Consider the following 25651-nt stretch of genomic DNA (forward strand, 5'->3'; position numbering starts at 1 on the left):
CAAAACCTCCGTGATTGCGTTTCCCGAAATTCCCTCGGCGCACCTCTTGACTAGGGTGTTACCGGTCTGTAACGTTAGAGATGTTACTTACCTGTAACACCCGCATTGCATCATGTCAAACTCGCAAGTGCCGGCCATCAACCCCGCCCCGATCGGCAAGGGGACGAACCGCACCTTACGGCCCCGGCCGGCGAGCAAGAAAACACCCGATCCGCGGCTTGCCGCGGATCAGCAAAAACCAGGAGCCGCTTCGATGTCGCAGCGCAATGATCTGACGATCGATGAAGTCGTGAGGGATCCGATGATCCGCATGCTGATGAAGGCCGACCGCGTCGACCCGCGGTCCTTCGAGGCGATGCTGCGTGCGCTGGCGGACGAACAGGCCGAGCGCCGCAATGCGCCGCGCCGCCTTGAAGATTTCGGCTTTCTCGAAGATTCCGGCTCAACACGCAGCCGGCGGCTTTCCAGGGTAGCCAGGGCGTTTGGCCGGGCCAGAGCATCGGGCGAGGCGTGCATATCATGGTAAACTTCTTCATTCATCGTCCGATCTTTGCGTCGGCGATCGCCATCATCATGGTGCTCGCCGGAGGGATCTGTTATTTCCTCCTGCCCGTCTCGCAGTTTCCCGACATCACGCCGCCCCAGGTCGTGGTCAGCGCCCATTACCCGGGCGCCAGCGCGCAGGTCGTCGCCGACACGGTGACGACGCCGCTCGAACAGCAGATCAACGGCGTCCAGGGGATGACCTATATGTCGTCGTCGAGCTCCAATGACGGCTCCTCGACGATCACCATCACCTTCGACGTCGGCTACGATCTGAGCACGGCGGCCGTCGACGTCCAGAACCGCGTTTCGCAGGCGGCTTCCTCGTTGCCGGCCATCGTCAATCAGGGCGGCGTGACGATCAAGAAGCAGAACCCGAACTTCGTCCTGATCGTCGACCTCACCTCGCCGGACGGTTCCGTCAACCCGGTCGCGCTGAGCAACCTCGCCTACTTGCAGGTGGTCGATCCGCTGAAGCGCCTGCCCGGCGTCGGCGACGTGCAGATCTTCGGTGAGCGGCGCTATTCGATGCGCATTTGGCTCGACCCCGACAAGCTCGCCAATCTCGGCATTACTGCCGTCGACGTGCAGAACGCCGTCGCCGAGCAGAACGTCCAGGTGGCGGCCGGCAAGATCGGGCAATCACCGGCTCCGGCCGGCACCGCCTTCGAGATGCAGGTCAACGCCGTCGGCAGGCTGAGCGATCCCAAGGAGTTCGGCGACATCGTCGTGCGGGCCAATACCGCCAACGGCTCGCTGGTCAGGCTGCGCGACGTTGCGCGCATCGAGCTCGGCGCGCTGCAATATTCGTCGTCGGCCTTCTTCGGCAAGGACCCGACGGTGGTGCTCGCGGTCTACCAGATGCCGGGGTCCAACGCGCTCGATCTGCAGCAGCGCGTCAAGGACAAGATGCAGGAGCTGTCGGCCCGTTTCCCGAAGGGCGTCAGCTACGCCATGCATTACGATACGACACGTTTCGTTTCGGCCTCGATGCACGACGTGCTGATCACGCTCGGCGAAGCGCTGGTCCTGGTCGTCGCCGTGGTGTTCATCTTCCTGCAAAGCTGGCGCACCACGATCATCCCGACGATCGCAATTCCGGTGTCGCTGGTGGCGACGCTGGCCGTCATGCATATGCTTGGCTTCTCGCTGAACATGCTCAGCCTGCTCGGCATGGTGCTGGCGATCGGCCTCGTCGTCGACGACGCCATCGTCGTCGTCGAGAATGTCGAACGCCAACTTGAGGCCGGCCTCAAACCGCTGGCTGCCACGCGTACCGCGATGGCGGAGGTTACCGGCCCGATCATCGCCACGACCGCCGTGCTGATGGCTGTGTTCGTGCCGGTTGCCTTCATTCCCGGCGTGTCCGGCCGGCTCTACAACCAGTTCGCCCTGACTGTGGCGATCTCGTTCGGCATCTCGGCCTTCGTCTCGCTGACGCTTACCCCGTCGCTCAGCGCCGCCTTCCTGCGCCACCGGCCGGAAACGCAGTTCGTGCTGTTCCGCTGGTTCAACATGGGCTTCGAACGGCTGGCGCATGCCTATGCGAATGGTGTGCGCATTCTCATCCGCCTGCGCTGGATCATGCTTGGCGTGTTCGCGGCCGGACTTGTCGCGACCTATTTCGTCTGGCAGCGCCTGCCGTCGACCTTCCTTCCGGTCGAGGACCAGGGCTATTTCTTCGTCGTCATCCAGCTCCCCGACGGGGCCTCGCTGGAACGCACCGACGCGGTGGCGCAAAAGGCACGCGACATCCTGCAGAACACGCCCGGCGTCGACATCGTCGGCTCGATCAGCGGCTTGAACTTCCTGACCAGCGCCGCGCAGTCGAACTCGGCGGTCGAATTCGCGATCCTGAAGCCATGGGACGAACGCGGCCCCGACCAGAGCGCCTCTAAGCTCGTCGCCGACGTGCGCAACAAGCTGCTGCAAATTCCGGAGGCTTTTGCGCTGAGCTTCGATCCGCCGTCGATCCCGGGCATCGGCACCACTGGTGGCTTCGAGTTCCAGGTCGAGGACCTGACCGGCCGCGGCAGCGTGGCGCTCAACGATGCGACGCAAGCGGTGATTGCCGAGGCGCGCAAGCAGCCGGAGCTCAACCCGCAGCAATTGTTCTCGTCGTTCTCGACCTCGACGCCGCAGTTCAACTACGATCTCGATCGCGCCAAGGCGAAGCTGCTCGGGCTCAACCTGCCGGACGTGTTCAATACGCTGCAGATCTATCTCGGCTCGCTCTATGTGAATGATTTCAACCTGTTCGGCCGCACCTTCCGGGTGACGATACAGGCCGACAAGGACTCTCGCGCCGGTCCGGCCGACATTTCGCGGCTCTATGTCCGCAATGCGTCGGGTGGCATGGTGCCGCTGAGCACGCTGGGCAAGCTTGTGCCCGTCGTCGGCCCCGAGACCGTGCCACATTACAACAACAATGCGTCGGCCCTGATCAACGGCGGCGCCGCCCCCGGCTTTTCGTCCGGCCAGGCGGTGGCGGCGATGGAACGTGCCGCTGCCACGGCATTGCCGAGAGACTTCGGCTACGAATGGACCGGCATCACCTATCAGGAGCTCAAGGCGGGATCGATCGCATCCGTCGTCTTTGGTCTCGCGATCGTCTTCGTCTTCCTGATCCTCGCCGCGCAATATGAGAGCTGGGCGATGCCGTTCATGGTGCTGCTGGCGGTGCCGCTCGCACTGTTCGGTGCATTCGTCGTGCTGTGGCTGCGCGGCATGCAGATCGACGTCTATTCGCAGATAGGCTTCGTCATGCTGATCGGACTGGCGGCCAAGAACGCGATTCTGATCGTCGAGTTTGCCCGGCGCCGGCGCGAAGAAGGCCTCAGCATCGTCGACGCCGCGATGGAAGCGGCGCGGCTTCGGCTGCGACCGATCCTGATGACCGCCTTCGCCTTCATCCTCGGCGTGCTGCCGCTGATGTTCGCTACAGGTGCAGGTGCGGCGAGCCGGCAGTCGATCGGCACCACCGTCTTTGGCGGCATGGTCGCGGCGACGATCCTGTCGCTGGTGTTCGTGCCGGTCTTCTATGCGGTGATCGAGCAGCTGCGCGAGCGCCGCAGCGAGAGCGAACCGGTTTCCGAAGCGACCGAACAACCAACTGCCGAACCCGCCTTCGAGCCATTGGCCGAAGCGGCTGAATAGGACTGGAGAATTGATCATGCGTAAATGGAAAATCGCGCTGGGAACGGCCGTCGCCCTTGGGGCCATTTCGGTGGCGAGCGTTCACCTGCTCGACATGGGCAGCCTCAGCCTCAACGCCGGCACAGCCGGGGCGGCAACCCCCAAGCCGGAAGCCTTTGTCATGCCGGTGCCGGTGGTGAGCGTCGTCAAGAAGACGATCCCGATCTATCTCGACTACGCCGCCCGGGTGGAGCCGATCCGCAGCATCACGCTGCAGGCGCGCGTGCCGGGCTATCTGCAGGAGCAGGTCGCCACCGACGGCAGCGACGTTGCGAAGGGCGACCTTCTCTACAAGATCGCGCCGGAGGATTTCCAGGCTGCCCTCGAGCAGGCGAAGGCGCTTATCCAGCGCGACACGGCAACACTCGACTATGCGCGCTCCAATCTCGGGCGCGGCAGCGAGCTCGCCAAGAGCGGCTATCTCGCCAAGGACGTGTTCGACCAGCGCACCAGCACCTTGCGTGAGGCTCAGGCCTCGCTCGCCGTGAACCAGGCCGCCTTGCGGACCGCCGAGCTCAATTTGAGCTACACCGAAATCCGTGCCCCGTTTGCGGGACGTATCGGTCGCAGCCAGGCTTCCGTTGGAACGCTGGTCAGCGTTGCCGGCACGGTGCTCAATTCGCTGGTGCAGCTCGATCCGATCTACGTCACCTTCAATCCGAGCGAAACGGACCTGACACAGATCGAGGAAGCCCGCGCCGCGGGACCGATCAGTGTCGACGTCCTGCTTCCCGGTGAAACGGAACCGCGCCAGAAGGGCAATCTTACCTTCATGGACAACACGATCGATCGATCGACCGGCACGATCACGGCACGGGCGACGGTCGGCAACGGCAAGTTCACGCTGCTGCCCGGCCAATATGTCCGCGTCCGGCTGCACGTCAAAGAGCAGCCCGATGCGCTGATGGTACCGCAGACGGCACTCGGCTCAGGCCAGCTCGGCAAATATCTCTATGTCGTCGGCAAGGACAACACGGTCGACCAGCGTATCGTTTCGCTCGGACCGACCAATGGCGATCAGGTCGCCATCTTGAGCGGTGTGGCCGAAGGCGACCGGGTGATTACCGGGAATCTGCAGAAGATCGGCCCGGGAATGCCGATCTCGCCGCTGCCCGAGAAACCGGCCACCTGATAACCCCCATCAGGTCCGGTCCCGCGGCGCCCTCGGCTCCCACGCCAAGGGCGCCGTTTTTGCTGACGTTTTCGACACGGCCGATTCAAGCCGTAGTGCGAACGGCGGCTCTGGCGACGATGGCAGCATAGAGGCGCTCTCCAACTGTGAAGGCAGTTTGTGGATCAGCAAACGAGGCATCCATCCAGCCGACGGCTTGTCGCGGCTACACGTATCACTCGCGCGAACGCCCGCTTCGACCTGGATGGATGGACTGCTGGATTTAGGCGGCATAAGGCACCGTCTTCCAGGTCAAATCCTGGCGCAACGGTTTCGCCGGTCAGGCCGCCTGCAGGATCCGGATCCCGTGGCGTCCGGTAAGCTCGATCACGCGGTTAATCATGCCAGCGGTCGGCGGGCCGGAGGGCGCGTCCTTGGATGCAGCCTCTTCGAAGAATGCGATCATCTCGTCGTCGACGATCGCCATGAAAATAACCGGCACGGGACCAGCATTGCGATAGCCATGGGGCGCGTTGCCCGGAATGGTGACGACATCACCGGGTTCCACCTCATATTCTTGCGCGACCCCATCGATCATTGTCCATATCGTGAGGGTGCCCTCGAGAATGCGGAAAATTTCCGCGGAAGGATGCGTGTGGGGCGGCGTGCCGCTTCCAGGAGGTACCGTGACGTCGATCACGTTGAGTGCCGTCCCAGCGAGCTTTGCCCGGACAGCGACCTGATCGCCCATCACCCAGAAGCCTTGAACCGAATCGGCCGGATGGACCGTCGCTTTGGTCTTATGCCAAGTCACTTGCTTTTTCCTTTCGAACAGCGCCTTGCTGCGATTTTGCCGCATTGAGCAAGGCGCGAATTGCCCAGGCGGCTGCCTCTCCGGCCTCACGGCCGGTAAGACCCCAGTAGTCTTTCATCGTCTGCCAGGCAGTGGCGCTGAACAGGAGCTGGATCACGGCCTCAAGCTGGCGCGCCGCCTTCGGGTCCATTCCGTTTGCGACTTGCGAAAGGCTGCTCCGAAAGGCACGTTGCCGCTCACCATTGGCTTGCAGGCGCATCTCGCGCCCGGTAGCGCTCGCATGCGAGGCTCTGACTACGCCTTCGATTGCGTCCAACGAGGCGAAAAGGTCGGGAGGAAGATCGATCAGATCCTGCTCCCGCTCAGGCCAGAACCGCACTCCCAGAGAGGCATTGGTGCTGGCCCAAAAGGCTTCCAAAAGCGCTTCCTTCGTCGGGAAATGGCGGAAGATGGTCCGTCGGTTTACGCCCGAAACCTCGGCAACCTCATCGAAGCCAAGGAGGCTGTACGGATTTTGCTCCAGAATCGTTCGAATGGACGCGAGGATGCGCTCGCGCGTGGCCTGCGCCTGCTCTGCCCGCAGCGGGCTCTCGTATTTCTGAGTCATCGTTTGTGAATTCATGTCACTGCTAGTGACACAAACCTTCCCAGTCGTCAATGGACATTGCGAAGGCTACGCACCAGGTTGTCTCCCGCTGTGAGAAGCCAGCTGACGCTCAGCGGCCGGGACCTGGTCGGCTTGCATGGTCAGGCTGGCTGAGGCCGGAAGGGCGCCAATGTCTCCAGGATCGAGAATCCAGCTCTTGTTAGATTGTCGACAATCTGCTTGTCTTGCTTTCGGTTCCCTGGAGCAGCCGAATGGCAAAGCTGGATTTCAGTCCGATCGCCGACACGACAAGACGCGCCGAGATCGTCGCGCTGCTGAGGCGGGCGATCCTGACCGGCCGGCTGGAACCGGGACAGAAGCTCAACGAACTCAGGATTTCCGAGCAGATGCGGGTGAGCCGCGCGCCGCTGCGCGAGGCGATGCGCGAATTGGTGCAGGAAGGCATCCTGACCAGCATCCCCTACGCCGGAACCTTCGTCATCAACGTCACCGCCAAGGACATCGATGATGCCTATTCGCTCAACAGGGTGCTCGACGAATTCGCCATCGCGCGGACCTGGCCACTTCGCGACCAGCGCTTCTCCGACGAACTCGACCGGCGCCATGCGGCGGTGAAGCAGGCGACGCGCGAACTGGACACGACGCGGCAGATCGAAACGGCGCTGCAACTGCATGGCCTGATCCATGAATGGGCCGACAATTCGGTGCTCCTGGAAGTCTGGCAGCGGCTGACCAGCCGGCTGCAGATGTATTTCGCCCTGCACCAGCGGGCGCGCAACGAGCCGGTGCCTGCCGAAGATGCTCACGAGACCTATGTGCGGCTGCTCAAGGGCACCGACATGCCCGCTGCCCAGCGCCATGCCAAGGAGCACATCGATTTCGATTTCGAGGCATTGCTCGCCTATGCGCGCGGGCTGGAACAGCGCGACTCAAAGGGCGCCGGCGCCGATCGTGCCGGCCGACCTAAAGCCGGCTGAGCCCGACAAATTTGACGGACATCCCGGAACACAGACAACGGACAGAAAACGTGCAGATCAAAACCATCAAGGCCTACCATGTCGTGCAGCCCTTCGTGGACGGGCCTTACCGCATGTCCAAGGGGCGTGTCGCCGATGCGTTCGACGCGGTGATCGTCGCCATCATCGCCGACAGCGGCCTCACCGGCTGGGGCGAGATGGCGCCGCTTGGCAATTTCTATTCGCCTGCCTTCGCTGCGGGTACTCGCGCCGGCGTCGTCGAGATCGCGCCGCATCTCATTGGCCATGACCCACGCGGGCTTGCCAGTATCAACAGGCTGATGAATACCGTGTTCAAGGGCCATCCCTACGTCAAGTCGGCGCTCGACATGGCGTGCTCGGATCTTGCGGCGCGCGCCGCCGACGTGCCGCTGGTCACGTTGCTTGGCGGCCGCGAAAGCGAGACGGCCGAACTCTACAAAGTCGTCACCCACGGCACGGTCGACGCGATGGCCGCGCTCGCCAAGCACATCGTCGGGGAAGGATTTCATCGGCTGCAAGTCAAGGTCGGCGGCAACGTCCATGACGACATCGAGCGCGTCACAGCCGTTGCCGCCGCGGTGCCGAAGGGCACCGTCATCTTCTGCGACGCCAATGCCGGTTGGACGCCTTACCAGGCGCGCCAGTTCGCCGATGCGACGCGCAACATCGACTATACGTTCGAGCAGCCCTGCACGACGATCGACGAATGCCTGTCGGTGCGCCGCTCGCTCGACAAGCCGATGGTGCTCGACGAATCCGTCGCCTCGCTGGACGATATGCTCGACATCCACCGCAAGGGCGCGGCCGACGGGCTGACGCTGAAGATCTCGCGCCTCGGCGGCGTCACCAAGACGCGCCAGATCCGCGACCTTGCCGTCGACCTCGGCTTCATGATCACGGTCGAGGACACTGGCGGCGCCGAGATCGACACATCCGCCATGGCGCATCTGTCGCTGTCGACGCCGGAGGAGCGCCGGCTGCACGCCATCGCCTTTCACGAATGGGTGACGGTGCGCACCGCATCCAACATGCCGCCGGTTTCGGGAAGCCGTATGGGCATTCCGGATGGGCCGGGCCTCGGCATCGATGTCGTTCCCGGCCTGCTTGGTGCGCCCTTCTTCGAAATCGGCAGCTGAGCTGCAATAAGGCTGCACCCAATCAACCTGAATATGCCGCGTCCTTCTGACTGCGGAGGCACGGCCGTGTGGATTGACCGCTCATCCAATCGTCTTCGGCCGATTGCAGAGCGACAATGCCCAATTGCCGGTTGAAATATTTTTCATTTGCAAATAGAAATGTTCAAACGTGATTTGGACGCTGCGGCGCGTCAGGAACTGGAGGAAGCGACATGTCCCATCCGCAATTTGCAGCGGAACTTCTGCAGCGCGCTGAACAGCAGGGGCCGATCACCATCGGGCTTGCCGGCGCCGGACAGATGGGCACCGACATCGTCGTCCAGGTCGCGCTGATGCCGGGCATGCGGATCGGCGCCATTTCCGAAGTCAGGCCGCAGGCAGCGATCGACGCGGCGCTGCTCGCTGGCCATGACCGTTCCGACATCGTCCAGGCCGGCAATGCGGCCGCGATCGACCGCGCCATCGAGGCCGGCAAGATCGCGGTGACCGAAGATTTGCATGCGCTGGCGGCGGCCGGCCGGATCGACGTCATCATCGACGCGACGGGCAATCCCAATATCGGCACGCTGTTCGCGCTGGAAGTGATGAAGAACGGCAAGCACATCGTCATGCTCAATGTCGAGGCCGACATCACCATCGGCCGTTTCCTCAAGGACGAAGCGCGTAAGGCTGGCGTCGTATATACCGGTGCGGCCGGCGACGAGCCGGCCTGCACGCTGGAGATCATCGGCTTTGCCAAGAGCCTCGGCTTCAACATCATCGCCGCCGGCAAGGGCAAGAACAATCCGCTGAAGATCGACGCCATGCCGGCCGACTACGAGAAGGAGGCGGCCGAGCGCAACATGAATGCGCGCATGCTGGTCGAATTCGTCGACGGCTCGAAGACGGCGATCGAGATGGTGGCGATCGCCAATGCGACCGGCCTAGTGCCCGATGTGCCGGGCATGCACGGCCCGACCGCGACGCTGGAGGAGTTGGCCAGCGTGCTTTGCCCGCGCGAGGATGGCGGCGTGCTGCATCGCAAGGGCGTTGTCGATTACTCGATCGGCAAGGGTGTGGCGCCCGGCGTGTTCTGCATCATCGAGACCCGGCATCCGCGTGTGCTGGAGCGCATGATCGACCTCAAGGTCGGCAAGGGCCCCTATTTCACGATCTTCCGGCCCTATCATCTGACCAGCCTGGAAGTGCCGCTGTCGGCGGCGCGTGCTGTCGTCTACAAGCGTGCGGACATGGAGCCGCTCGACCATCCGGTCGCCGAGGCGGTGGCGGTTGCCAAGAGCGATCTTGGTGTGGGCCAATCTCTCGGCATGATCGGCGAGAACGACTATCGCGGCTTCGCCATGACCTGGGGGGATGCGCGCGCCCGCGGCGCCCTGCCGCTCGGCCTTGCCGAACGCGCCAAGGTGGTCAAGCCGCTCAAGACCGGCGACTTCCTGACCTATGAAAATTGTGTACCCGACGATTCGATGGTGATAACCCAGATCCGCCGCCGTCTCGACCAGTCGGACGGACGGTTCGTTACAAACGCAGCCTGACCCCGCCGGATCTCCGCCTGATGGACGATGTCGTAATCGGGATCGACGCCTCGACCACGGCCGTGAAGGCGATTGCCTTCACGCGCGCCGGCGAGGAGCTGTTCCAGGCGCGCGAGCCGTACCCGCTTTCAAATCCGAAGCCCGGCCATTTCGAGCAGGACGCCGAACATTGGTGGACGGCGCTGCTTGGCGCATTGAGGCAGGTCACCGAGGCGGTCGGCGCTGCGCGGGTGGCGGCGATCTGCATCGCTCACCAGCGAGAGACCTTCACGCTGGTGGACAGCGCCGGCAAAGCACTCATGCCGGCGATCCTGTGGCTCGACGAACGCGCCCGGCCGCAGGTTATCAGGCTTTCGACCGAACTCGGCCGCGAGGCGATCCGCGACTGGAGCGGCAAGCCGCCGGACCCGACGCCGGCGCTCTACGCCATTGCCTGGCTTGCCGAGCACCAGCCGCAAGTGCTTCGCCAGGCAGCGGCACTGGTCGACGTGCACGGTTTCTTCGTCCAGCGGCTGACCGGGCGATTGGTCACCAGCACCGCAAGTGCGGATCCGCTCGGGCTGCTCGACGTCGAGAAAGGTACCTGGCATCCCCGCCTCGTTGCGGCCGCCGGACTGCAGATGGAGCAATTGCCCGAGCTGGTCGCGCCAGGCGTGGTCTGCGGCAGTCTTTCCGCAAGCATAACCCAGCTGACCGGCCTGAGGGCCGGCACGCCGATCGTTGCCGGCGCTGGGGACGGCCAGGCGATGGGCCTCGGCATGGGCGTCTACGGCGAGGGCAAGAGCTATCTCTCGCTCGGCTCCGGCGTGGTCAGCGGCTGCTATTCCGGCAAGGTGAAAACCTCGGACGCCTTTCGCACGCTGGTCTCGCCGACCGGCTCCGGTTTCATGCTGGAGACCGTGCTGCGCTCGGGCATGCAGCTGGTCGACTGGATCGTGCGAACCACCGGTTCGCCCTCGGCGGCAGCGCTGGAGAAAGTGGCGCTGGATGTTGCCGCGGGCAGCGAGGGCCTGCTCATCATGCCCTATTGGGCCGGCGTCATGAGCCCGTATTGGGACGGTGCGGCGCGCGGCGCCATTGTCGGCCTGTCGCTCGATCACCGGCCGGAGCATCTCTTCCGCGCTGTCCTGGAAGGCATCGCCTTCGAGCAGGCCGTCGCCACCGAGGCCATGGAAGCCCAGGCCGGCGGACCGGCGGCGATGATCGCCGCCGGCGGCGGCACCAATTGCGCGCTGCTAATGCAGATCATGGCAAGCGTGCTCGAGCGGCCGCTCTCGGTTTCGCCGGTCAACGAAGCCGCCGCACTCGGCGCTGCCATGCTGGCGGCAGCGGCTGTCGGCTGGTTTGCCTCGCCGGAAGCCGCAGCAGAGGTAATGGCTGCCGCTCCCACCAGGCATGTCGATCCGGTCGACGGGCTTGTCGCCGCCTATCGCAGCCGCAAGGAAATCTACCGCGACCTTTACCAGGCGACGCGCGATATCCACACCCGCCTCGGCGCTCTCGGCGAAATCTAGCGGTTGAGCAGCCCCTTTGCCGCGTCTTCGTCGGTGATCAGAACCGATACCTTGGTGTTGGCGAGCGCAGCCCGCATTACCGCTACCTTCTCGCTGCCGCCCGACACCAGGATGATGCTCGGGATATCCGACAGATCCTGCAGCGGATAGGCGCAGACGCGGCGGTTGACCTCGTGGTCGACCGGGCGGCCCTCGGCGTCGATGAAATGACACAGAATATCGCCGACGGCACCGGCCGCCTGCAATTCCTCGAGTTCGCTTGGCTTGATGAAGCCGTAATTGGCGATCGGGCTGTCGTTGGAAAACGAGCCGACGCTGAGCACGGCGATGTTTGCCCGGCGTGCACGGAAGACGACGTCCTGAACGCTGCGCTGGCTCATGAAAGCGTCGCGCTGCTCCGGCCTGTCGGCATAGACCGGCACCGGCAGCAGGAAGCACTCTGCACCGATCTTTTCGGCGAAATCCCAGGCGCTTTCTGTCGGGTTGAGCGGCTGGGCATGGGTGAGGCCGCCAAGCATCGAAACCACCGTCGTCCTGGCGATGGGCCGCCGCGGCAATTCATTGATGGCGAATTTCAGTGTCCGCCCCCAGCCCAGTGCGATGACATCGCCGGCATTCACATGGTCGGCCAGGTAGGCGGCGGCGGCGTGGCCGATCATCAGCGGCGCGTTGCTTCGGTCGGCCGCCGACGGCACCACAACAGCCTGGCTGAGCCCGAACCGCTGCTTCAGGCTTTCCTCCAAAATCACGCATTCGACGACGCTGTCGCGGATGCGAAACTGGACGACACCCTCTTCGCGGGCGGCGGAGAGAATGCGATGCACCTTGATGCGGCCGACGCCGAGAATTTCGGAAATCCGCTCCTGTGTAAGGCCCTCGACATAATAGTGCCAGGCGGCGCGGGCCTTGAGTTCGGCGTCGGGGAAGCGCGAGGCTCTTTCGTTCTCTACGATCGTCATCTGTTTGCCTTGCCGCAGCCGCCGGCTCTGCTCATGATATTCCAATCCGGCGACTTCGAAATGCCCAAGATTTTCGAGACCTTGCGTAAGGCAAACCGGCGGACAGCGCAAACCGTGCTCGAATGAAGCGGCAGGTCTTGACAATTTTCCGACGAACAGTTTAGCTGAACAAAATTGCATGTTAAAGATAAATTGTTCACAGGGAGGGGCCTGGTGAACAAAGTGGCCCGGTGATGCAGCGCCGGATTGCTGTGGAGGAGACAAAGTGGCTGTGAGCAACGACGCAAGCAATTTGAAGGCAGGCGAGTTGAAGGCAGGCTCTGGCGCGCAGGCTACGGCGGGCGCAAGGTTTTCGGCTGTCTTTGCCGGAACCATGGGTCCGCTGATCGGGCTGGTTCTGCTGTGCCTGGCGCTCTCGCTGACTACCGACACCTTCCTGACCATCCGCAACATCCTCAACGTGCTCGACCAGGTCACTGTGCTCGGCATCATGGCGATCGGCATGACGCTGGTCATCCTGATCGGCGGCATCGACCTGTCCGTCGGCTCGGTGCTGGCGCTGGCTTCCATGGTGATGGGCTTCGTCGCCCATCCGGACTATCTCAATCTCGGCCTGCCGGCCGGCATCGCCGCAGCCCTCGTCGTCGCCGGCCTTTGCGGGCTGGTTTCGGGCCTGCTGGTGACGGTCACCAAGCTGCCGCCCTTCATCGCCACGTTGGCGATGATGTCGGTGGCGCGCGGCCTCGCCAACATGATCACCGACGGCTCGCAGATCGTCGGCTTTCCCGACTGGTTCACCAGCCTGTCGATAATCCGCCATTTCGGATTCCTCTCGGTCACCGTCGGGCTGATGATCGTGCTTGCCGTCATTTTCGCGATCTTCCTGAATTATCGCGCTACCGGCCGTAGCCTGTACGCGATCGGCGGCAGCGCCGAAGTCGCCCGGCTGTCCGGCATACCAGTCAAGTCGCTGACAAACTGGGTCTATGCGATCTGCGCCGTGCTGGCCGGTCTCGCCGGCATCGTGCTTGCCGCCCGGCTCGATTCCGTCCAGCCGAGCTCCGGCCTTGGCTACGAACTCGACACCATCGCGGCGGTGGTGATCGGCGGCGCCAGCCTGTCGGGCGGCGTCGGTTCGATCGGCGGCACAGCCATCGGCGTCCTCATCATCGGCGTGCTGCGCAACGGGCTGAACCTGCTCGGTGTCTCGCCCTTCATCCAGCAAGTGGTTATCGGCGTGGTGATCGCGCTGGCGGTGGCCACCGACACGTGGCGGCGCCGAGCACAATGAAGAATGGGGCACAATGAAGAATTGGGCTCAATGAGATTCGCCCCGATATTCGGGCGAAAACGGATCGGTGATCCGAAACTGGGAGTTGTTCGGCCAAGGGGCGCCGCGATGCGCGGGCAGGACAGATTGAACATCAACGGAGGAATAAACATGCTGACCAAACGTTCATTGCTGCTTGCCGCCGCGGCCGTCATCCCGCTGCTTGGCCTGTCCGACATGGCCTCGGCCAAGGAGGCCAAAAAGCTCGGCCTCGCCGTCGCCAATCTGCAGGCCGACTTCTTCAACCAGATCAAGCAGTCCGTCGAAGCCTACGGCAAGGAAAAGGGCATCGAGGTCGTTACCGTCGACGCCAAGGGCGATTCGGCGACCCAGGTCAGCCAGGTGCAGGACCTGATCACGCAGAACATCGATGCGCTGATCTATATTCCAGCCGGCGCCACCGCCGCCACCGTGCCGACCAAGACCGCCAAGGCTGCCGGCATCCCAGTCGTCAATGTCGACCGCAACGCCGATGGCGCGCCCGGCGATACCTTCATCGCAACCAACAGCGTGGCATCGGCCAAGGCGGTTTGCGACTACATCGCCAAGCAGGCCGGCGGCAAGGGCGAGCTGATCATCATCCACGGCCAGAAGGGCACGACGCCCGAAGTCGACCGCTCGAAGGGCTGCGGCGAAGCGCTGAAAGGCTATCCCGACATCAAGGTTGTCGGAGAATTGTGGAGCGAAGGCTGGCACCAGGACGAAGGCTTCAAGCTGACGCAGGATCTGTTGCAGTCGCACCCCGACGTGTCGATCGTCATCGGCCAGGCCGACGCGCTGGCGCTCGGTGCGGCGCAGGCCGTCAAGGTCGCCAATCCCGGCCACAAGGTCTGGGTTGCCGGCTTCGACGGCGACGTGGCGGCGCTCAAGGCACTGAAGGACGGCGTCTTCGACGTGACCGCGACGCAGCAGACCCAGGGCATGGGCCGGCTCGCCGTCGATGCAGCAATCAAGCTGGTGGCCGGCGAGACCATTCCCGCCGAACAGCTGCAGGATGCGACGCTGACCACCAAGGACAATGTCGAGCAGTTCATCGCCAAGCATCCCTGATTGAGACCAGTCCGGCAATCGACGAGCGCAACGATGTCCACCGATCCTCGCCACACGCACAGCCCCCATAACGGGCTCGTCGTCAGCGGCCTCTGCAAAAGCTACGGGCCGGTGCAGGTCCTGGCCGATGCGAGCTTCGAGGTGCGGCCGGGCGAGGTCGTGGCGCTGCTTGGCGAAAACGGCGCCGGCAAGTCGACTGTCTCGAACATCATCGCCGGGTCGACGAAACCCGATGCCGGCACCATCACCTGGCGGGGGAACGCTTATTCCCCCGCCAATCCTGCCGCGGCGATCGACGCCGGCATCGGCATGATCCACCAGGAGCTGAAGCTCTTGCCCGATCTGTCGGTCGCCGAAAACGTCTATGTCGGGCGCCTGCCGATGCGTGGCGGCCGCATCGACCGCGCGGCAATGAATGCACGGGCATCGGCCCAGTTGAAGCGCCTCGGCCTCGATGTCTCGCCCGAGCGCAAGGTGCGCACGCTGCGTATCGCCGCCCAGCAGCAGGTCGAGATCGCCAAGGCGCTGACGCTCAATGCCGAGCTGCTGATCTTCGACGAACCGACGGCCGCCCTTGGCGGCGAGGAAACGGAGCTCCTGTTCCAGCAGATCCGCAAGCTCAAGGCGGAAGGCATGTCCTTCATCTATATCAGCCACCGGCTGGACGAGATCGCCCAGATCGCCGATCGCGTGGTGGTGATGCGCGACGGGCGCATCGTCGCCCGGCACGAGCGCGCCGACATTCCGGTGCGCACTGTCGTCGAGCAAATGGTCGGCCGCAGTGTCGAGCGGATGTTCCCTACGGTATCGGCGCCGGGCAACGACACGCTGCTCGAGGTCGAGAACCTGTCCTCGCCGGAACGCAGCTTTCAAAATGTCAGCTTTTCAGTGCGGGCCGGCGAAATCCTCGGCATTGCCGGGCTGATCGGCGCCGGACGCACGGAGCTGGTGCGGGCGATCGCCGGTGCCGATCCGATCTCATCGGGATCGGTGCGCGTCGCCGGCAAGCCGGTGCATCTCAATGGCCCGGCGGCGGCGATCAAGGCCGGCGTCGTCCTGGTACCGGAAGACCGCAAGGCGCAGGGCGTGGTGCTCGACCAGACGATCGGCGAGAACCTGGCGATCGGCAATTTCGACCATGTCGCGCCGAATGGCTGGGTGTTCCCGAAGGCGGTGCAGAAATTCGCCGAGGCCGGCATTCGCCGGCTCGGCGTCAAGGGCCGGCCGAACCAGGCGGTCAGCAAGCTCTCCGGCGGCAACCAGCAGAAAGTGATCATCGCCAAATGGGTGTCGCGCCCGCCCAAGGTATTCATCCTGGACGAGCCGACGCGCGGCATCGACGTCGGTGCACGCGCCGCGATCTATGATGTCATCGCCGACCTTGCCCGCTCCGGCATGGCGGTGGTGGTGGTGAGCTCCGACCTCGAGGAAGTTCTCGGCCTGTCACATCGCGTGCTGGTGCTGAGCCGCGGCCGGCAACGCGGCATTCTCGACCGCAGCGAAGCAAGCAATATCGCCGTGATGGAACTCGCCACGAGCTAGGAACAGCCCATCGAAACAAAGCGCAGCAGGTGGTATCCTCCCGGGCACCAGACCGCGCGGGGCGCCAGCAACAGAGTTGGCGCCCCTTTATTTCCGGAGGACGGCGGTTGGAGTAGAGGGACCGACGATGAAATTATTCGACCTTCATGGTGACGTGGCACTTGTGACAGGCGCCGGCAGCGGCATCGGGCAGGCAATCGCCATTGGGCTGGCCGAGGCCGGCGCCGACATAGCCTGCTTCGGCCACGCCTCGAAAGGCGGGCTACAGGAGACCGCGCACCGGATCACGGCACTCGGCCGCAAGGCGCTGGTGCTGAACGGCACGGTGACTTCAGAGGCCGATCTCGCGGCCGCGATCGAGCGTACGGAGATGGAACTCGGCGCGTTGACCATCGCCGTCAACAATGCCGGCGTCGCCGGAGCTGAGCCGGCAGAGACGCTGTCGCTGGAGAAATGGCAGAAGCTCTATGACGTCAATGTCAGCGGCGTGTTCCTGTCCTGCCAGGCCGAGGCCCGCGCCATGCTGACGCGGCGCAAGGGCTCGATCATCAACATCGCGTCGATGTCGGGCTCGATCGTCAATCGCGGCCTGACCCAGGCGCATTACAATTCGTCGAAGGCCGCGGTGATCCACATGTCGAAGAGCCTCGCCATGGAATGGGCCGATCGCGGCCTGCGCGTCAATGTCGTCAGCCCCGGCTACACGCTGACGCCGATGAACAAGCGGCCGGAGGTCGCCGACCAGGTCAGGATCTTTGAGCGCGACACGCCGATGGGCCGCATGGCGGCGCCGGAAGAGATGGTCGGCCCGACCGTGTTCCTGGCCAGCCGCGCCTCGAGTTTCGTCACCGGCATCGACCTGATCGTCGATGGCGGCTTCGTCTGCTGGTAGGAGAAAAGATGCAGAAGCGATTCCTGGGAAAAACGGCGGTCATCACCGGCGCCAGCGGCGGCATTGGCGCGGCAATGGCCAGGCGCTTCGCGGCGGAAGGTGCCGCGGTCGTTGTCAGCGCCATCGACCCGCGCGTCGAAGAGGTCGCCGCCGATCTCAAGGCTACGGGCGCCAGGGTCGCATCGCTGCGCATGGACGTGACCAAAAAGGACGAGGTCGTCGCCCTCTATGACCTGGCCGAGCAACAGTTCGGCCGCGTCGACATCTCCGTGCAGAATGCCGGTGTCATCACCATCGCCAGGATAGAGGCGATGACCGAGGCCGAATGGGACAAGGTGATGGCGGTCAACACCAAGGGCGTGTTCCTGTGCTGCCAGGAGGCGATCGCGCGCATTCGCAAGCATGGTGATGGCGGCCGGCTGATCAACACCGCATCCGGCCAGGCGCGGCAGGGCTTTATCTACACGCCGCATTATGCGGCCTCGAAATTCGGCGTCGTCGGCGTCACCCAGAGCCTGGCCAAGGAAGTGGCCAAGGAGAAGATCACCGTCAACGCGATCTGCCCCGGCATCATCGACACCGATATGTGGGCCTATAACGACGCCGCATGGGGCAAGTTGATGGGCGAGTACAAGCCCGGCGAGCTGATGGCCGAATGGGTGAAGAACATCCCGATGGGCCGCGCCGGCAGCGGCGAAGATGTCTCCGGCCTGGTCAGCTTTCTGGCCAGCGACGATGCAGCCTACATCACCGGCCAGACCATCAATGTCGATGGCGGCCTGATCATGTCGTGAGCGGCGGCGCGGGCCAACGTACCATCCACCGGGATCTGAAAGCCCCCTTCGCCGCGTTCAGACCGGTCGGCCGGCCCGTGCCAATCCATGCTCCACGAGCCGGTCGATGATTTCGGAATAGCTGACGCCGCTCGCCGCCATTGCCTTGGAATACATGCTGATATCGGTGAAGCCGGGGATGGTGTTGATTTCATTGACCAAGAATTGCATGTCCGGTGTCAGGAAAAAGTCGACGCGCGCCATCCCGTCACAGCCGACGGCTCTGAAAGCCCTTGCGGCCACGTCCCGCATGGCTGCCTCGACCTCCGGCGGCAGTTCGGCCGGCACTTTAAGTGCCGCGCCGTTCTCGTCGATGTATTTGGCATCGTAGCTGTAGAAATCGTGGCTTTCGGCCGGCACGATCTCGCCTGGCCGCGAGACGAACAGGTCGCCTGCCGGGTCCTCCAACACGCTATATTCGATCTCGCGCCCACGAATGAATTCCTCGGCCAACAGCTTGCAATCGTGCCGGAAGGCTTCAGCAAGCGCTCCATCGAATTCCTGGCTGGCATGGACTTTTCCGACGCCGACAGACGATCCCTGACGCGCCGGTTTGATGAAGAACGGCAGGCCGAGTTCGCTTTCCAGTATGGCGAGGACAGGCGCCGCACCTTCATGGATCGTCACTGAGCGCGCGATTGGCAGCCCCGCCGCTTCCAGGAGCCGTTTGGCGATGTCCTTGTCCAGCGCGGTTGCCGAACCCAGGATGCCGCAGCCGGCGAGCGGCACCCGAGCCACCTCGGCCACCCCCTGTACCGAGCCGTCTTCGCCATGAGGGCCGTGCAGGACAGGAAACAAGATGTCGATCTTCGGCAGATCATAGGGCGTGCCGTCGGCCGGGATCGCCATCATCCGTCCGCGCCCACCCGGAACCAGGCAAACTTCCGTGCCGGCCGCAGGTTTTGCGAGCGTACCATCCTGGAAGCTGCTCAGCAGCCACTGTCCTTCGCTCGTGACGAAGATTGGGAGGGCATCGTATTTGGCGGACAGCAGCGCACGCATGACATTGGTTGCTGAAAGCACCGAAACGTCATGTTCGGCGGAACGTCCGCCAAAGAGCACGGCAATTCGCAGTCTGTTCAAGGGAGAGGTCATGAAAGCCTCGGATATGATCTGGTGTTGAAAGGTCACAAGCCGGCGGCGATCCCGCGGTTGGCGAAGAAGTAAGGCATTTTGGTGTGCTGCATTGTATCGGTACCCTGTCCTTGCGGCTCGCACACGGGATGACCGGCAATCTTGGCTTTTTTCAAACTCATCTACGGGTCCACGCAAAAGACGGGCCGTGAAATTGGCACCGGCGTTAATCGTTGCGCGACGTGAACGTTGGTATATATAATTTCATCCCATGAAAGTGGCGCTGGGCGAGTTGCCGAGCCAACAGCCGAGATCATGGGACTTTGATGGTTTGCCCCTCAAGACCGGCGATCGATCCGTGGATGACTGCCTTGGCAGCAATCCTTCGGCAGTCATGACGCGGCCGGTCCCGCCACATCTTCACCAATTTGGGCACCAACCCCGTTTTGCGCCGGCATCCGCTTCGGCAGCATTGTGGCGCCTACGGCCTTGCGCAACGACCAGCTGTTCCAACACAATCAAAAAAGACGCAAGAAGGGAACTAACGATAACGTCCACCAGAGCTTGACAGGAGAACAAGCATGTCACTTCGGAGCATGATTTCGAATTTCTCAATGGGAGCCTTAACACTTGCCGCAGCCGCACTGACATCTTCGGCCTATGCGGCAGCGCCGGAATCCAACGACCCGATCAAGATCGCACTGTTCGATTGGACCAGCGTCAATCTGAACGCCAAGATCCTCGGCGGCATCCTCGAAAAGCTCGGCTATACCGTCGAGTATCCGACCGCCGACTATCTCTCCAGCCTGACCACCGGCCTGACCAATGGCGACATCGATGTCGGCCTGGAATTCTGGGACACGACGGCCGGCGAGGCGATGAAGGCCTCGGACGCGACGGGCCAGACCGAACGCCTCGGCAAGCTCGGACCCAAGGCCAAGGAAGAATGGTGGTTTCCCGAATATATGAAAGAGAAATGCCCCGGCCTGCCGAACTGGGAGGCGCTGAAAGACCCGAAATGCGCCGAGGCCTTCTCGACGGCCGAAACCGCGCCGAAGGGGCGTTATCTCGGCGGACCCGTGACATGGGAAGGTTTTGACGACGAACGCGTCGAGGCGCTGAAACTGCCCTTCACCGTCATCCATGCCGGTACCGATGCGGCGATGTTCGCCGAACTGGACTCGGCCTATCAGCGCAAGGCGCCGATCATGCTGTGGATCTATTCGCCGCATTGGGCGCCGGCCAAATACAAGGGCGAATGGGTCGAATTCCCCGACTATACGACAGAGTGCTACACCGACCCGAAATGGGGTGTGAACCCCGACGCGAAATATGACTGCGGCAAGCCGCATGGCGAGATCTGGAAATATTCCTGGGCCGGCATGAAGGACAAATGGCCTGTCGCCTACAAGGTCGCGAAAAACTACACGGTCGACACCGACGAGCTCAACAAGATGAGCGGCGAGATCGATCTCGAAGGCAAGACGCCGGAAGACGTCGCCGCCGCCTGGATCGCCGCCCACGAAGCCGACTGGAAAGCCTGGGCCGAGTGACCGTCTGACTGGAAATCCGATGACCCGGCCATCCGTGGCCGGGTCGCGATCCCGTGTTCCAGAAGGACGATCGCATGACCGATACGATTGAACAGGCGGCGAAAGCGGGCAACGACGCCCGCCCGATAAAGCTTGCCTGTCGCAATGTCTGGAAGCTGTTCGGGGCGGACGCGGCCGATTTCATCCGCCGGCGCGACGGCAAGGCCAGCCTGGCGGACATCGCCGCTGCCGGACTGGTTGGCGCGGTGCGCGCCGTCGATCTCGAAATCCGCCAGGGCGAGATCTTCATCATCATGGGACTTTCGGGGTCAGGCAAGTCGACGCTGGTGCGCTGCATGTCGCGGCTGATCGAGCCGACCCACGGCAAGGTCGAGTTTGAAGGCAAGGACCTGCTCAAGATTTCCGATGCCGCGCTGATCGAGCTGCGACGCCACCGCATGGGCATGGTGTTCCAGAATTTTGCCTTGCTGCCGCATCTCAACGTACTGGAGAACATTGCCTTCCCCCTCGGCATCCAGGGGCAGGACCGGCCGACGCGCGAGGCGCGCGCGCGGGAAGTGATCGAGCTGGTCGGCTTGCGCGGTCGCGAGCATTTCTATCCGCGCGAGCTTTCCGGCGGCCAGCAGCAGCGCGTCGGCATCGCCCGCAGCCTCGCCACAAAGCCGGAAATCTGGTTCCTCGACGAGCCGTTCTCGGCCCTCGATCCGCTGATCCGCCGTGAGATGCAGGACGAGCTGATGCGGCTGCAGACCATGCTGCACAAGACCATCGTCTTCATTACCCATGATTTCGACGAGGCCATCCGGCTGGCCGACCGGATCGCCATCATGAAGGACGGCGAGGTCATCCAGATCGGCACGCCGGAAGAGCTGGTGGTCAATCCGGCGACCGACTATGTCGCCGAATTCACCCGCGATGTCGATCGCGCCAAGGTGATATCGGCGCGCAGCCTGATGCGCGCCTGCGACGGCGCCGAGTACGGCGGCACGGTCGCGCCGGATGCCAAGATATCAAGTTTTTCGGCTGATATCGTCTCTGCCGGCAAGCCCTTCGCGGTGGTCAACGGCACCGGCAAGCCGATCGGCTTAGTCACGCCGCAGGCAGTGATCGATCTTCTCGCCGGCATAGAACGTCGTGGGGCTGGCGCATGACGGTCACGGCAAGCGGCAGCGCAGCGAGGCCCCGGCCGGTTCAAACCTGGCTGGCGATCTGGGCCTGCGCGCTCGCCGCCGTGCTTATCGTCTTCCTGCTGCAGGAAAGCCTGCCCTGGGCGGTCAATTACCCGGCCGGCGCGATCGTTCCTGTCGCAGACTGGGTCGGTGCGCTGATGAACTGGGTGAAGTCGAACTTCTCCTGGCTGACCCGCTCGATCACCGCGGTGCTCGGCGTGCCGCTCGATTTCGCGCTCGGTCTTCTGGCCAAGAATTTCAAGATCGGCCATGGCGCGGATATGATCGTCTTGCCGCGCCTGTCCTGGGTCGGCGTCTGCGCTGCCGCCTACCTTGCCGGACGCGCCGCCGGCGGCTGGAAGCTGGGTGCGCTGGCCGGCGGCTGTTTTCTCTACATCGCGCTGTTCGGGCAGTGGACCAGCGCCATGCTGACGCTGGGCTTGATCTCGATCGCCGTGCCGTTTTGCATTGTCACCGGGCTGTTCGCCGGCATCTGGGCATGGCGCAAGCCTTGGGCGGAGAGGTTGTTGATCTCCCCTGCCCTCGATCTGATGCAGACGATCCCGACCTTCGCCTATCTGATCCCGATGCTGCTTCTGTTCGGCAACAGCCCGGTCTCGGCAATGATCGCGACGGCAATTTTCGCGACGCCGCCAATGGTGCGGGCGACGATGCTCGGCCTGTCGCGGGTGCCGTCGGAGATCGACGATTTCAGCGAGATGGCCGGCTGCACGGCACGGCAAAAGCTGTGGCGGTTGCTGTTGCCGTCGGCGCGGCCGACATTGATGGTCGGCGTCAACCAGGTCATCATGCTGGCGCTCAATATGGTGATCATCGCCTCGATGATCGGTGCCGGTGGGCTCGGCTATGACGTGCTTTTGGCGTTGCGCGCGCTCAAGGTCGGCGAGGCGATGGAAGCTGGCCTCGCCATCGTCGCACTGGCAATTGCACTCGACCGGCTGAGCCAGGCGATCGCGCACAATCACGCCAAGGGCAATGTCCGCCATCAGGCCAGCACGAGTTTCTGGCGGCGCTATCCCAATCTGACGCTGGCCGTTGCCATCCTCGCCGTCGCCACGCTGCTCGGCCTGTTCGTGCCGGCGTTCGCCGCGGTGCCGAAAGCGATCACCTTCACCACCGCGCCTTTGTGGAAGGCGGCGGTGAACTGGATCACCATCAACTTCTTCGACACGATCGAAGCATTCCGCGTGGTGCTTATCCTCAATGTGCTCAACCCGGTGCGCGCCTTCTGCGAGGGCTTTCCGTGGCTGGGCGCGGTGTGTCTCCTCGGCCTTGCCGGCTACCAGCTCGGCGGCTTGCGCCTCGCCGCCCTGGTCGCGGCATTGACAGCGTTCTGCGCCGCCACCGGACTTTGGGAAAAGACCATGGCGACGGTCTATTTGTGCGGCATCTCGGCCTTTATCGCCTGCCTGATCGGCATCCCGATCGGGCTGATCGCATCGCGCAGCGACCGCTTCGAAAAGATCGTCACGCCGGTCATCGACACGCTGCAGGTGCTGCCGTCGTTCTGCTTCATCATTCCGGTGGTCATGCTGTTCAGGGTCGGCGACGTCACCGCGATGATCGCCACCGTCGCGTTCGCCGTGGTGCCGGCCATCCGCTATACCAATCACGGCATTCGACAGGTGCCGCCGGCGCTGATCGAGGCGGCGAAGGTTTCGGGCTGCACCAGGCGCCAGACCTTCTTTCGCGTGCAGCTGCCGCTGGCGTTGCCCGAGATCATGCTCGGCGTCAACCAGACCATCCTGATGGCGCTGGCGATGATCATCATCTGCGCCATGGTCGGCACGCGCGATCTCGGCCAGGAGGTGTTCATCGCCCTGTCCAAGGCCGATTCCGGTCGCGGCATCGTCGCCGGCCTGGCCATCGCCTTCATCGGCATCGTCGCAGACCGGCTGTTCAACGCCTGGACGGCGAAGGCTCGGGCAAGGCTGGGATAGTCCGGAATAGGACGGCCTCAGGAAGCTGCCGCCAAGCGCGCCGTTAACGAGGCACCGATCCCTACGCCTAAAGACATAGCCATTCGGGATTATTGCTCGTTTTTGCCTCACATCGTACGGCTGTTATGGGACGGGTAGGCTCAACAGGAGAGCGGATAATGTCTACACGCGTTCCCTTTACTACCGGTGATCTAGCAGATCATCAGTGGGGTATCGATGACGCCCTCACAGGCGATCCGAATACGAATATCTTGACCGGCGACGCTGGCGGCAGCCTGCTCGATTTCTCAAGAGGCGGCAACGACACCTTTACGGAAACCGCACCGTCGACCTACACCTTCTACGGCGACGCGGCTCGGAGCTTGTTCAATTTTGCTCGGGGCGGTGACGATACCTTCACCACGGGGCTGTCATCCTCCACCACCACTGCCTTTGGTGACGCGGGCGACGATATGTCGGACCATAGCAGGGGCGGCAACGATACCTTCAACAGTGGAGTGGCAAGGCAGGTAGTCGATACCTTCTACGGTGACGCCGGCGGCAAGATGTTCGGCTATGCCCGGGGCGGGGATGACACTTTCCTGACCAGCACTGTACAAGGAGCTACCCACACCTTCTACGGTGATGCGGGCGGCGAAATGTCGGATCACAGCAAGGGCGGCAACGACACCTTCCAGGGCTCCAGGCAGGCCACGAACACCTTCTTCGGTGACTCCGGCAGCAACATGTCCGGCAATGCCCAGGGCGGCGACGACAGCTATACGAGCCGGACCGACTCGCTCAACACTTTCTACGGCGATGCCGGCGGCGATATGTCGGGCAACAGCAAGGGCGGCAACGACACCTTCACGGGCGCCTTCTTTTCCACCAGCACTTTCTTCGGCGATGCCGGCGGTGACATGTCGGACCATGCTCAGGGCGGCGACGACCATTACACGGATCTGGGTGGGGCGATCCCGAACAAAACCCTCTTTGGCGATGCGGGCGGTGATCTTTCCGGTTTTGCCAAAGGCGGCAACGACAACTTCACGAGCGCTGGTGGGTCCCAGATAAGTTTCTACGGTGACGCGGGCGCCAACATGTCCGACCACGCTCGCGGTGGCGACGACGTGGCCGTGCTGCAAGGCACTCATAATTTGGGGTATGGCGATGCGGTCACGATGCTCGGCAGCGCTGTGGGCGGCAATGATTCCCTGACCGGCGGCGACAGGAACTCCGGTCCGGATGTTCTAAGCGAGTTGTACGGCGACGCCCTCGCTATGTCCGGTTCCGCCAGGGGCGGCAACGACATTCTTACCGGGGGCCACAACAGCGAAAGCGGCCAGGTCCGCAACTTCCTGTGCGGCGACGCTCTACAAATGTCCGGTTCGGCTCTGGGCGGAAACGATACCCTGTACGCCGGGAGCGCGGCACCCGGCTGCACCGTCATCAACGACATGTGGGGTGACGGGCAACTGAGCGAACTGGCTCAGGGCGGCAGAGATCAATTCATATTCAAGGACGATGGTTCAATGACGGTCGGAACCCAAAACACCATCTACGACTTCAGCCAGACCCAAGGCGACACCATTGTATTTAGTGGGGTGGAGGGCGTGCAATCGTTCGATGATCTCACAATTGCGCAAAGTGGAACCGACACCATCATTACCGCAGGAGTCGATCAAGTTACTCTCGCAAACTTTACAAGCCCGCTGACGACGAGTGACTTTTTGTTTGGCTGAAAGCGAAGCTATTATCGCATTCGAAGAGGGGGAATGCGTGAGAATTCGTTGAGCATCGTCGCGCGGCCGGTCGCCCCAATAATGCTCGACCGGCCGATCGACAATCCCAGCCGC

21 protein-coding genes are annotated in these 25651 nt (G+C 63.2%); 16 read left to right on the top strand and 5 right to left on the bottom strand.

Annotated elements, in window-relative coordinates; all coding sequences use genetic code 11:
* The first annotated feature begins 253 nt into the window (after positions 1-253).
* The 3 genes from NKI29_RS09795 to NKI29_RS09805 are packed head-to-tail and all read left to right on the top strand — an operon-like array spanning position 254 to position 4870.
* A complete protein-coding gene (locus NKI29_RS09795) occupies positions 254-526 on the top strand; it encodes a hypothetical protein (protein ID WP_031211028.1) in 273 nt (90 codons plus the stop codon).
* Positions 520-3699 carry an efflux RND transporter permease subunit gene (locus NKI29_RS09800; RefSeq protein ID WP_352452553.1) on the top strand — a complete coding sequence of 1060 codons (3180 nt, stop codon included), beginning with the start codon at positions 520-522 and terminating at the stop codon, positions 3697-3699. Before NKI29_RS09795 ends, NKI29_RS09800 begins: the two co-directional genes overlap by 7 nt.
* A 16-nt stretch (positions 3700-3715) precedes the next feature.
* Positions 3716-4870: an efflux RND transporter periplasmic adaptor subunit gene (locus tag NKI29_RS09805; RefSeq protein ID WP_352540141.1), complete on the top strand. Its 1155-nt coding sequence runs from the start codon at positions 3716-3718 to the stop codon at positions 4868-4870.
* 319 nt (positions 4871-5189) lie between these two features.
* Here NKI29_RS09805 and NKI29_RS09810 read toward each other — a convergent pair whose 3' ends face one another.
* Both NKI29_RS09810 and NKI29_RS09815 read right to left on the bottom strand, forming a co-directional pair.
* Positions 5190-5663 (bottom strand): cupin domain-containing protein, encoded by a 474-nt coding sequence (locus NKI29_RS09810; protein ID WP_352590118.1) that lies wholly within the window; start codon positions 5661-5663, stop codon positions 5190-5192.
* Positions 5650-6270, bottom strand: a complete 621-nt coding sequence (locus NKI29_RS09815; protein ID WP_352796075.1) for a TetR/AcrR family transcriptional regulator — start codon at positions 6268-6270, stop codon at positions 5650-5652. Before NKI29_RS09815 ends, NKI29_RS09810 begins: the two co-directional genes overlap by 14 nt.
* Before the next feature lie 251 nt (positions 6271-6521).
* Here NKI29_RS09815 and NKI29_RS09820 point away from each other — a divergent pair, with 251 nt between their 5' ends.
* From NKI29_RS09820 to NKI29_RS09835, 4 genes are all read left to right on the top strand, one after another.
* The gene (locus NKI29_RS09820) at positions 6522-7247 is read left to right on the top strand and encodes a GntR family transcriptional regulator (protein WP_352796078.1); all 726 of its coding nucleotides are present in this window, start codon (positions 6522-6524) and stop codon (positions 7245-7247) included.
* Positions 7248-7297: 50 nt separating this feature from the next.
* Positions 7298-8404 carry a mandelate racemase/muconate lactonizing enzyme family protein gene (locus NKI29_RS09825; protein ID WP_352796080.1) on the top strand — a complete coding sequence of 369 codons (1107 nt, stop codon included), beginning with the start codon at positions 7298-7300 and terminating at the stop codon, positions 8402-8404.
* Positions 8405-8616: 212 nt separating this feature from the next.
* A complete protein-coding gene (locus tag NKI29_RS09830) occupies positions 8617-9939 on the top strand; it encodes an NAD(P)H-dependent oxidoreductase (protein ID WP_352569398.1) in 1323 nt (440 codons plus the stop codon).
* 20 nt (positions 9940-9959) lie between these two features.
* Complete coding sequence (locus NKI29_RS09835) at positions 9960-11453, top strand: xylulokinase (protein WP_352796083.1); 1494 nt, start codon at positions 9960-9962, stop codon at positions 11451-11453.
* Here the strand turns inward: NKI29_RS09835 and NKI29_RS09840 are convergent.
* The gene (locus NKI29_RS09840; RefSeq protein WP_031211026.1) at positions 11450-12412 is read right to left on the bottom strand and encodes a sugar-binding transcriptional regulator; all 963 of its coding nucleotides are present in this window, start codon (positions 12410-12412) and stop codon (positions 11450-11452) included. The two genes, NKI29_RS09835 and NKI29_RS09840, sit on opposite strands and share 4 nt — an antisense overlap.
* 307 nt (positions 12413-12719) lie before the next feature.
* On the opposite strand from NKI29_RS09840, the gene NKI29_RS09845 reads away from it, so the two are divergent.
* The 5 genes from NKI29_RS09845 (at position 12720) to NKI29_RS09865 (ending at position 18020) form a co-directional block, all read left to right on the top strand.
* Positions 12720-13703, top strand: a complete 984-nt coding sequence (locus tag NKI29_RS09845; protein WP_198023514.1) for an ABC transporter permease — start codon at positions 12720-12722, stop codon at positions 13701-13703.
* Positions 13704-13853: 150 nt separating this feature from the next.
* Positions 13854-14792 (top strand): sugar ABC transporter substrate-binding protein, encoded by a 939-nt coding sequence (locus NKI29_RS09850; RefSeq protein ID WP_023674026.1) that lies wholly within the window; start codon positions 13854-13856, stop codon positions 14790-14792.
* Positions 14793-14825: 33 nt separating this feature from the next.
* Entirely contained in the window at positions 14826-16334 is a 1509-nt protein-coding gene (locus NKI29_RS09855; RefSeq protein WP_352455178.1) for a sugar ABC transporter ATP-binding protein, read from the top strand.
* 127 nt (positions 16335-16461) lie between these two features.
* Positions 16462-17226: an SDR family oxidoreductase gene (locus NKI29_RS09860; RefSeq protein WP_352569396.1), complete on the top strand. Its 765-nt coding sequence runs from the start codon at positions 16462-16464 to the stop codon at positions 17224-17226.
* Between the two features lie 8 nt (positions 17227-17234).
* On the top strand, positions 17235-18020 hold the full coding sequence (locus NKI29_RS09865) for an SDR family oxidoreductase (RefSeq protein WP_352692641.1): 786 nt from the start codon (positions 17235-17237) through the stop codon (positions 18018-18020).
* Between the two features lie 57 nt (positions 18021-18077).
* Here the strand turns inward: NKI29_RS09865 and NKI29_RS09870 are convergent, their stop codons facing one another.
* Positions 18078-19154, bottom strand: a complete 1077-nt coding sequence (locus NKI29_RS09870) for a D-alanine--D-alanine ligase family protein (protein ID WP_352569392.1) — start codon at positions 19152-19154, stop codon at positions 18078-18080.
* Between the two features lie 32 nt (positions 19155-19186).
* A complete protein-coding gene (locus NKI29_RS09875) occupies positions 19187-19315 on the bottom strand; it encodes a hypothetical protein (protein WP_352569390.1) in 129 nt (42 codons plus the stop codon).
* Between the two features lie 399 nt (positions 19316-19714).
* Here NKI29_RS09875 and NKI29_RS09880 point away from each other — a divergent pair, with 399 nt between their 5' ends.
* The 4 genes from NKI29_RS09880 to NKI29_RS09895 all read left to right on the top strand — a co-directional run bounded on the left by NKI29_RS09880 (position 19715) and on the right by NKI29_RS09895 (position 25537).
* On the top strand, positions 19715-20686 hold the full coding sequence (locus tag NKI29_RS09880) for an ABC transporter substrate-binding protein (protein WP_352473408.1): 972 nt from the start codon (positions 19715-19717) through the stop codon (positions 20684-20686).
* Positions 20687-20760: 74 nt separating this feature from the next.
* On the top strand, positions 20761-21837 hold the full coding sequence (locus NKI29_RS09885) for a quaternary amine ABC transporter ATP-binding protein (protein WP_031211022.1): 1077 nt from the start codon (positions 20761-20763) through the stop codon (positions 21835-21837).
* Entirely contained in the window at positions 21834-23816 is a 1983-nt protein-coding gene (locus NKI29_RS09890) for an ABC transporter permease (protein WP_352796085.1), read from the top strand. The genes NKI29_RS09885 and NKI29_RS09890 overlap by 4 nt, the downstream gene beginning before the upstream one ends.
* Positions 23817-23974: 158 nt before the next feature.
* Complete coding sequence (locus NKI29_RS09895) at positions 23975-25537, top strand: hypothetical protein (RefSeq protein WP_352692639.1); 1563 nt, start codon at positions 23975-23977, stop codon at positions 25535-25537.
* Positions 25538-25651: the final 114 nt, after the last annotated feature.

Origin of the sequence: Mesorhizobium sp. M0678 (genome assembly GCF_040320505.1) — a bacterium.
In the GTDB taxonomy this organism is placed as follows: Bacteria; Pseudomonadota; Alphaproteobacteria; order Rhizobiales; family Rhizobiaceae; genus Mesorhizobium.

Excerpts from the sequence above, each read along its gene's own strand:
- NKI29_RS09795 (WP_031211028.1), top strand. The coding sequence starts at position 254 with ATGTCGCAGCGCAATGATCTGACGATCGATGAAGTCGTGAGGGATCCG.
- NKI29_RS09800 (WP_352452553.1), top strand. The coding sequence starts at position 520 with ATGGTAAACTTCTTCATTCATCGTCCGATCTTTGCGTCGGCGATCGCC.
- NKI29_RS09805 (WP_352540141.1), top strand. The coding sequence starts at position 3,716 with ATGCGTAAATGGAAAATCGCGCTGGGAACGGCCGTCGCCCTTGGGGCC.
- NKI29_RS09815 (WP_352796075.1), bottom strand. The coding sequence starts at position 6,270 with ATGACTCAGAAATACGAGAGCCCGCTGCGGGCAGAGCAGGCGCAGGCC.
- NKI29_RS09820 (WP_352796078.1), top strand. The coding sequence starts at position 6,522 with ATGGCAAAGCTGGATTTCAGTCCGATCGCCGACACGACAAGACGCGCC.
- NKI29_RS09830 (WP_352569398.1), top strand. The coding sequence starts at position 8,617 with ATGTCCCATCCGCAATTTGCAGCGGAACTTCTGCAGCGCGCTGAACAG.
- NKI29_RS09835 (WP_352796083.1), top strand. The coding sequence starts at position 9,960 with ATGGACGATGTCGTAATCGGGATCGACGCCTCGACCACGGCCGTGAAG.
- NKI29_RS09840 (WP_031211026.1), bottom strand. The coding sequence starts at position 12,412 with ATGACGATCGTAGAGAACGAAAGAGCCTCGCGCTTCCCCGACGCCGAA.
- NKI29_RS09850 (WP_023674026.1), top strand. The coding sequence starts at position 13,854 with ATGCTGACCAAACGTTCATTGCTGCTTGCCGCCGCGGCCGTCATCCCG.
- NKI29_RS09855 (WP_352455178.1), top strand. The coding sequence starts at position 14,826 with ATGTCCACCGATCCTCGCCACACGCACAGCCCCCATAACGGGCTCGTC.
- NKI29_RS09860 (WP_352569396.1), top strand. The coding sequence starts at position 16,462 with ATGAAATTATTCGACCTTCATGGTGACGTGGCACTTGTGACAGGCGCC.
- NKI29_RS09865 (WP_352692641.1), top strand. The coding sequence starts at position 17,235 with ATGCAGAAGCGATTCCTGGGAAAAACGGCGGTCATCACCGGCGCCAGC.
- NKI29_RS09870 (WP_352569392.1), bottom strand. The coding sequence starts at position 19,154 with ATGACCTCTCCCTTGAACAGACTGCGAATTGCCGTGCTCTTTGGCGGA.
- NKI29_RS09875 (WP_352569390.1), bottom strand. The coding sequence starts at position 19,315 with ATGAGTTTGAAAAAAGCCAAGATTGCCGGTCATCCCGTGTGCGAGCCG.
- NKI29_RS09880 (WP_352473408.1), top strand. The coding sequence starts at position 19,715 with ATGTCACTTCGGAGCATGATTTCGAATTTCTCAATGGGAGCCTTAACA.
- NKI29_RS09885 (WP_031211022.1), top strand. The coding sequence starts at position 20,761 with ATGACCGATACGATTGAACAGGCGGCGAAAGCGGGCAACGACGCCCGC.
- NKI29_RS09890 (WP_352796085.1), top strand. The coding sequence starts at position 21,834 with ATGACGGTCACGGCAAGCGGCAGCGCAGCGAGGCCCCGGCCGGTTCAA.
- NKI29_RS09895 (WP_352692639.1), top strand. The coding sequence starts at position 23,975 with ATGTCTACACGCGTTCCCTTTACTACCGGTGATCTAGCAGATCATCAG.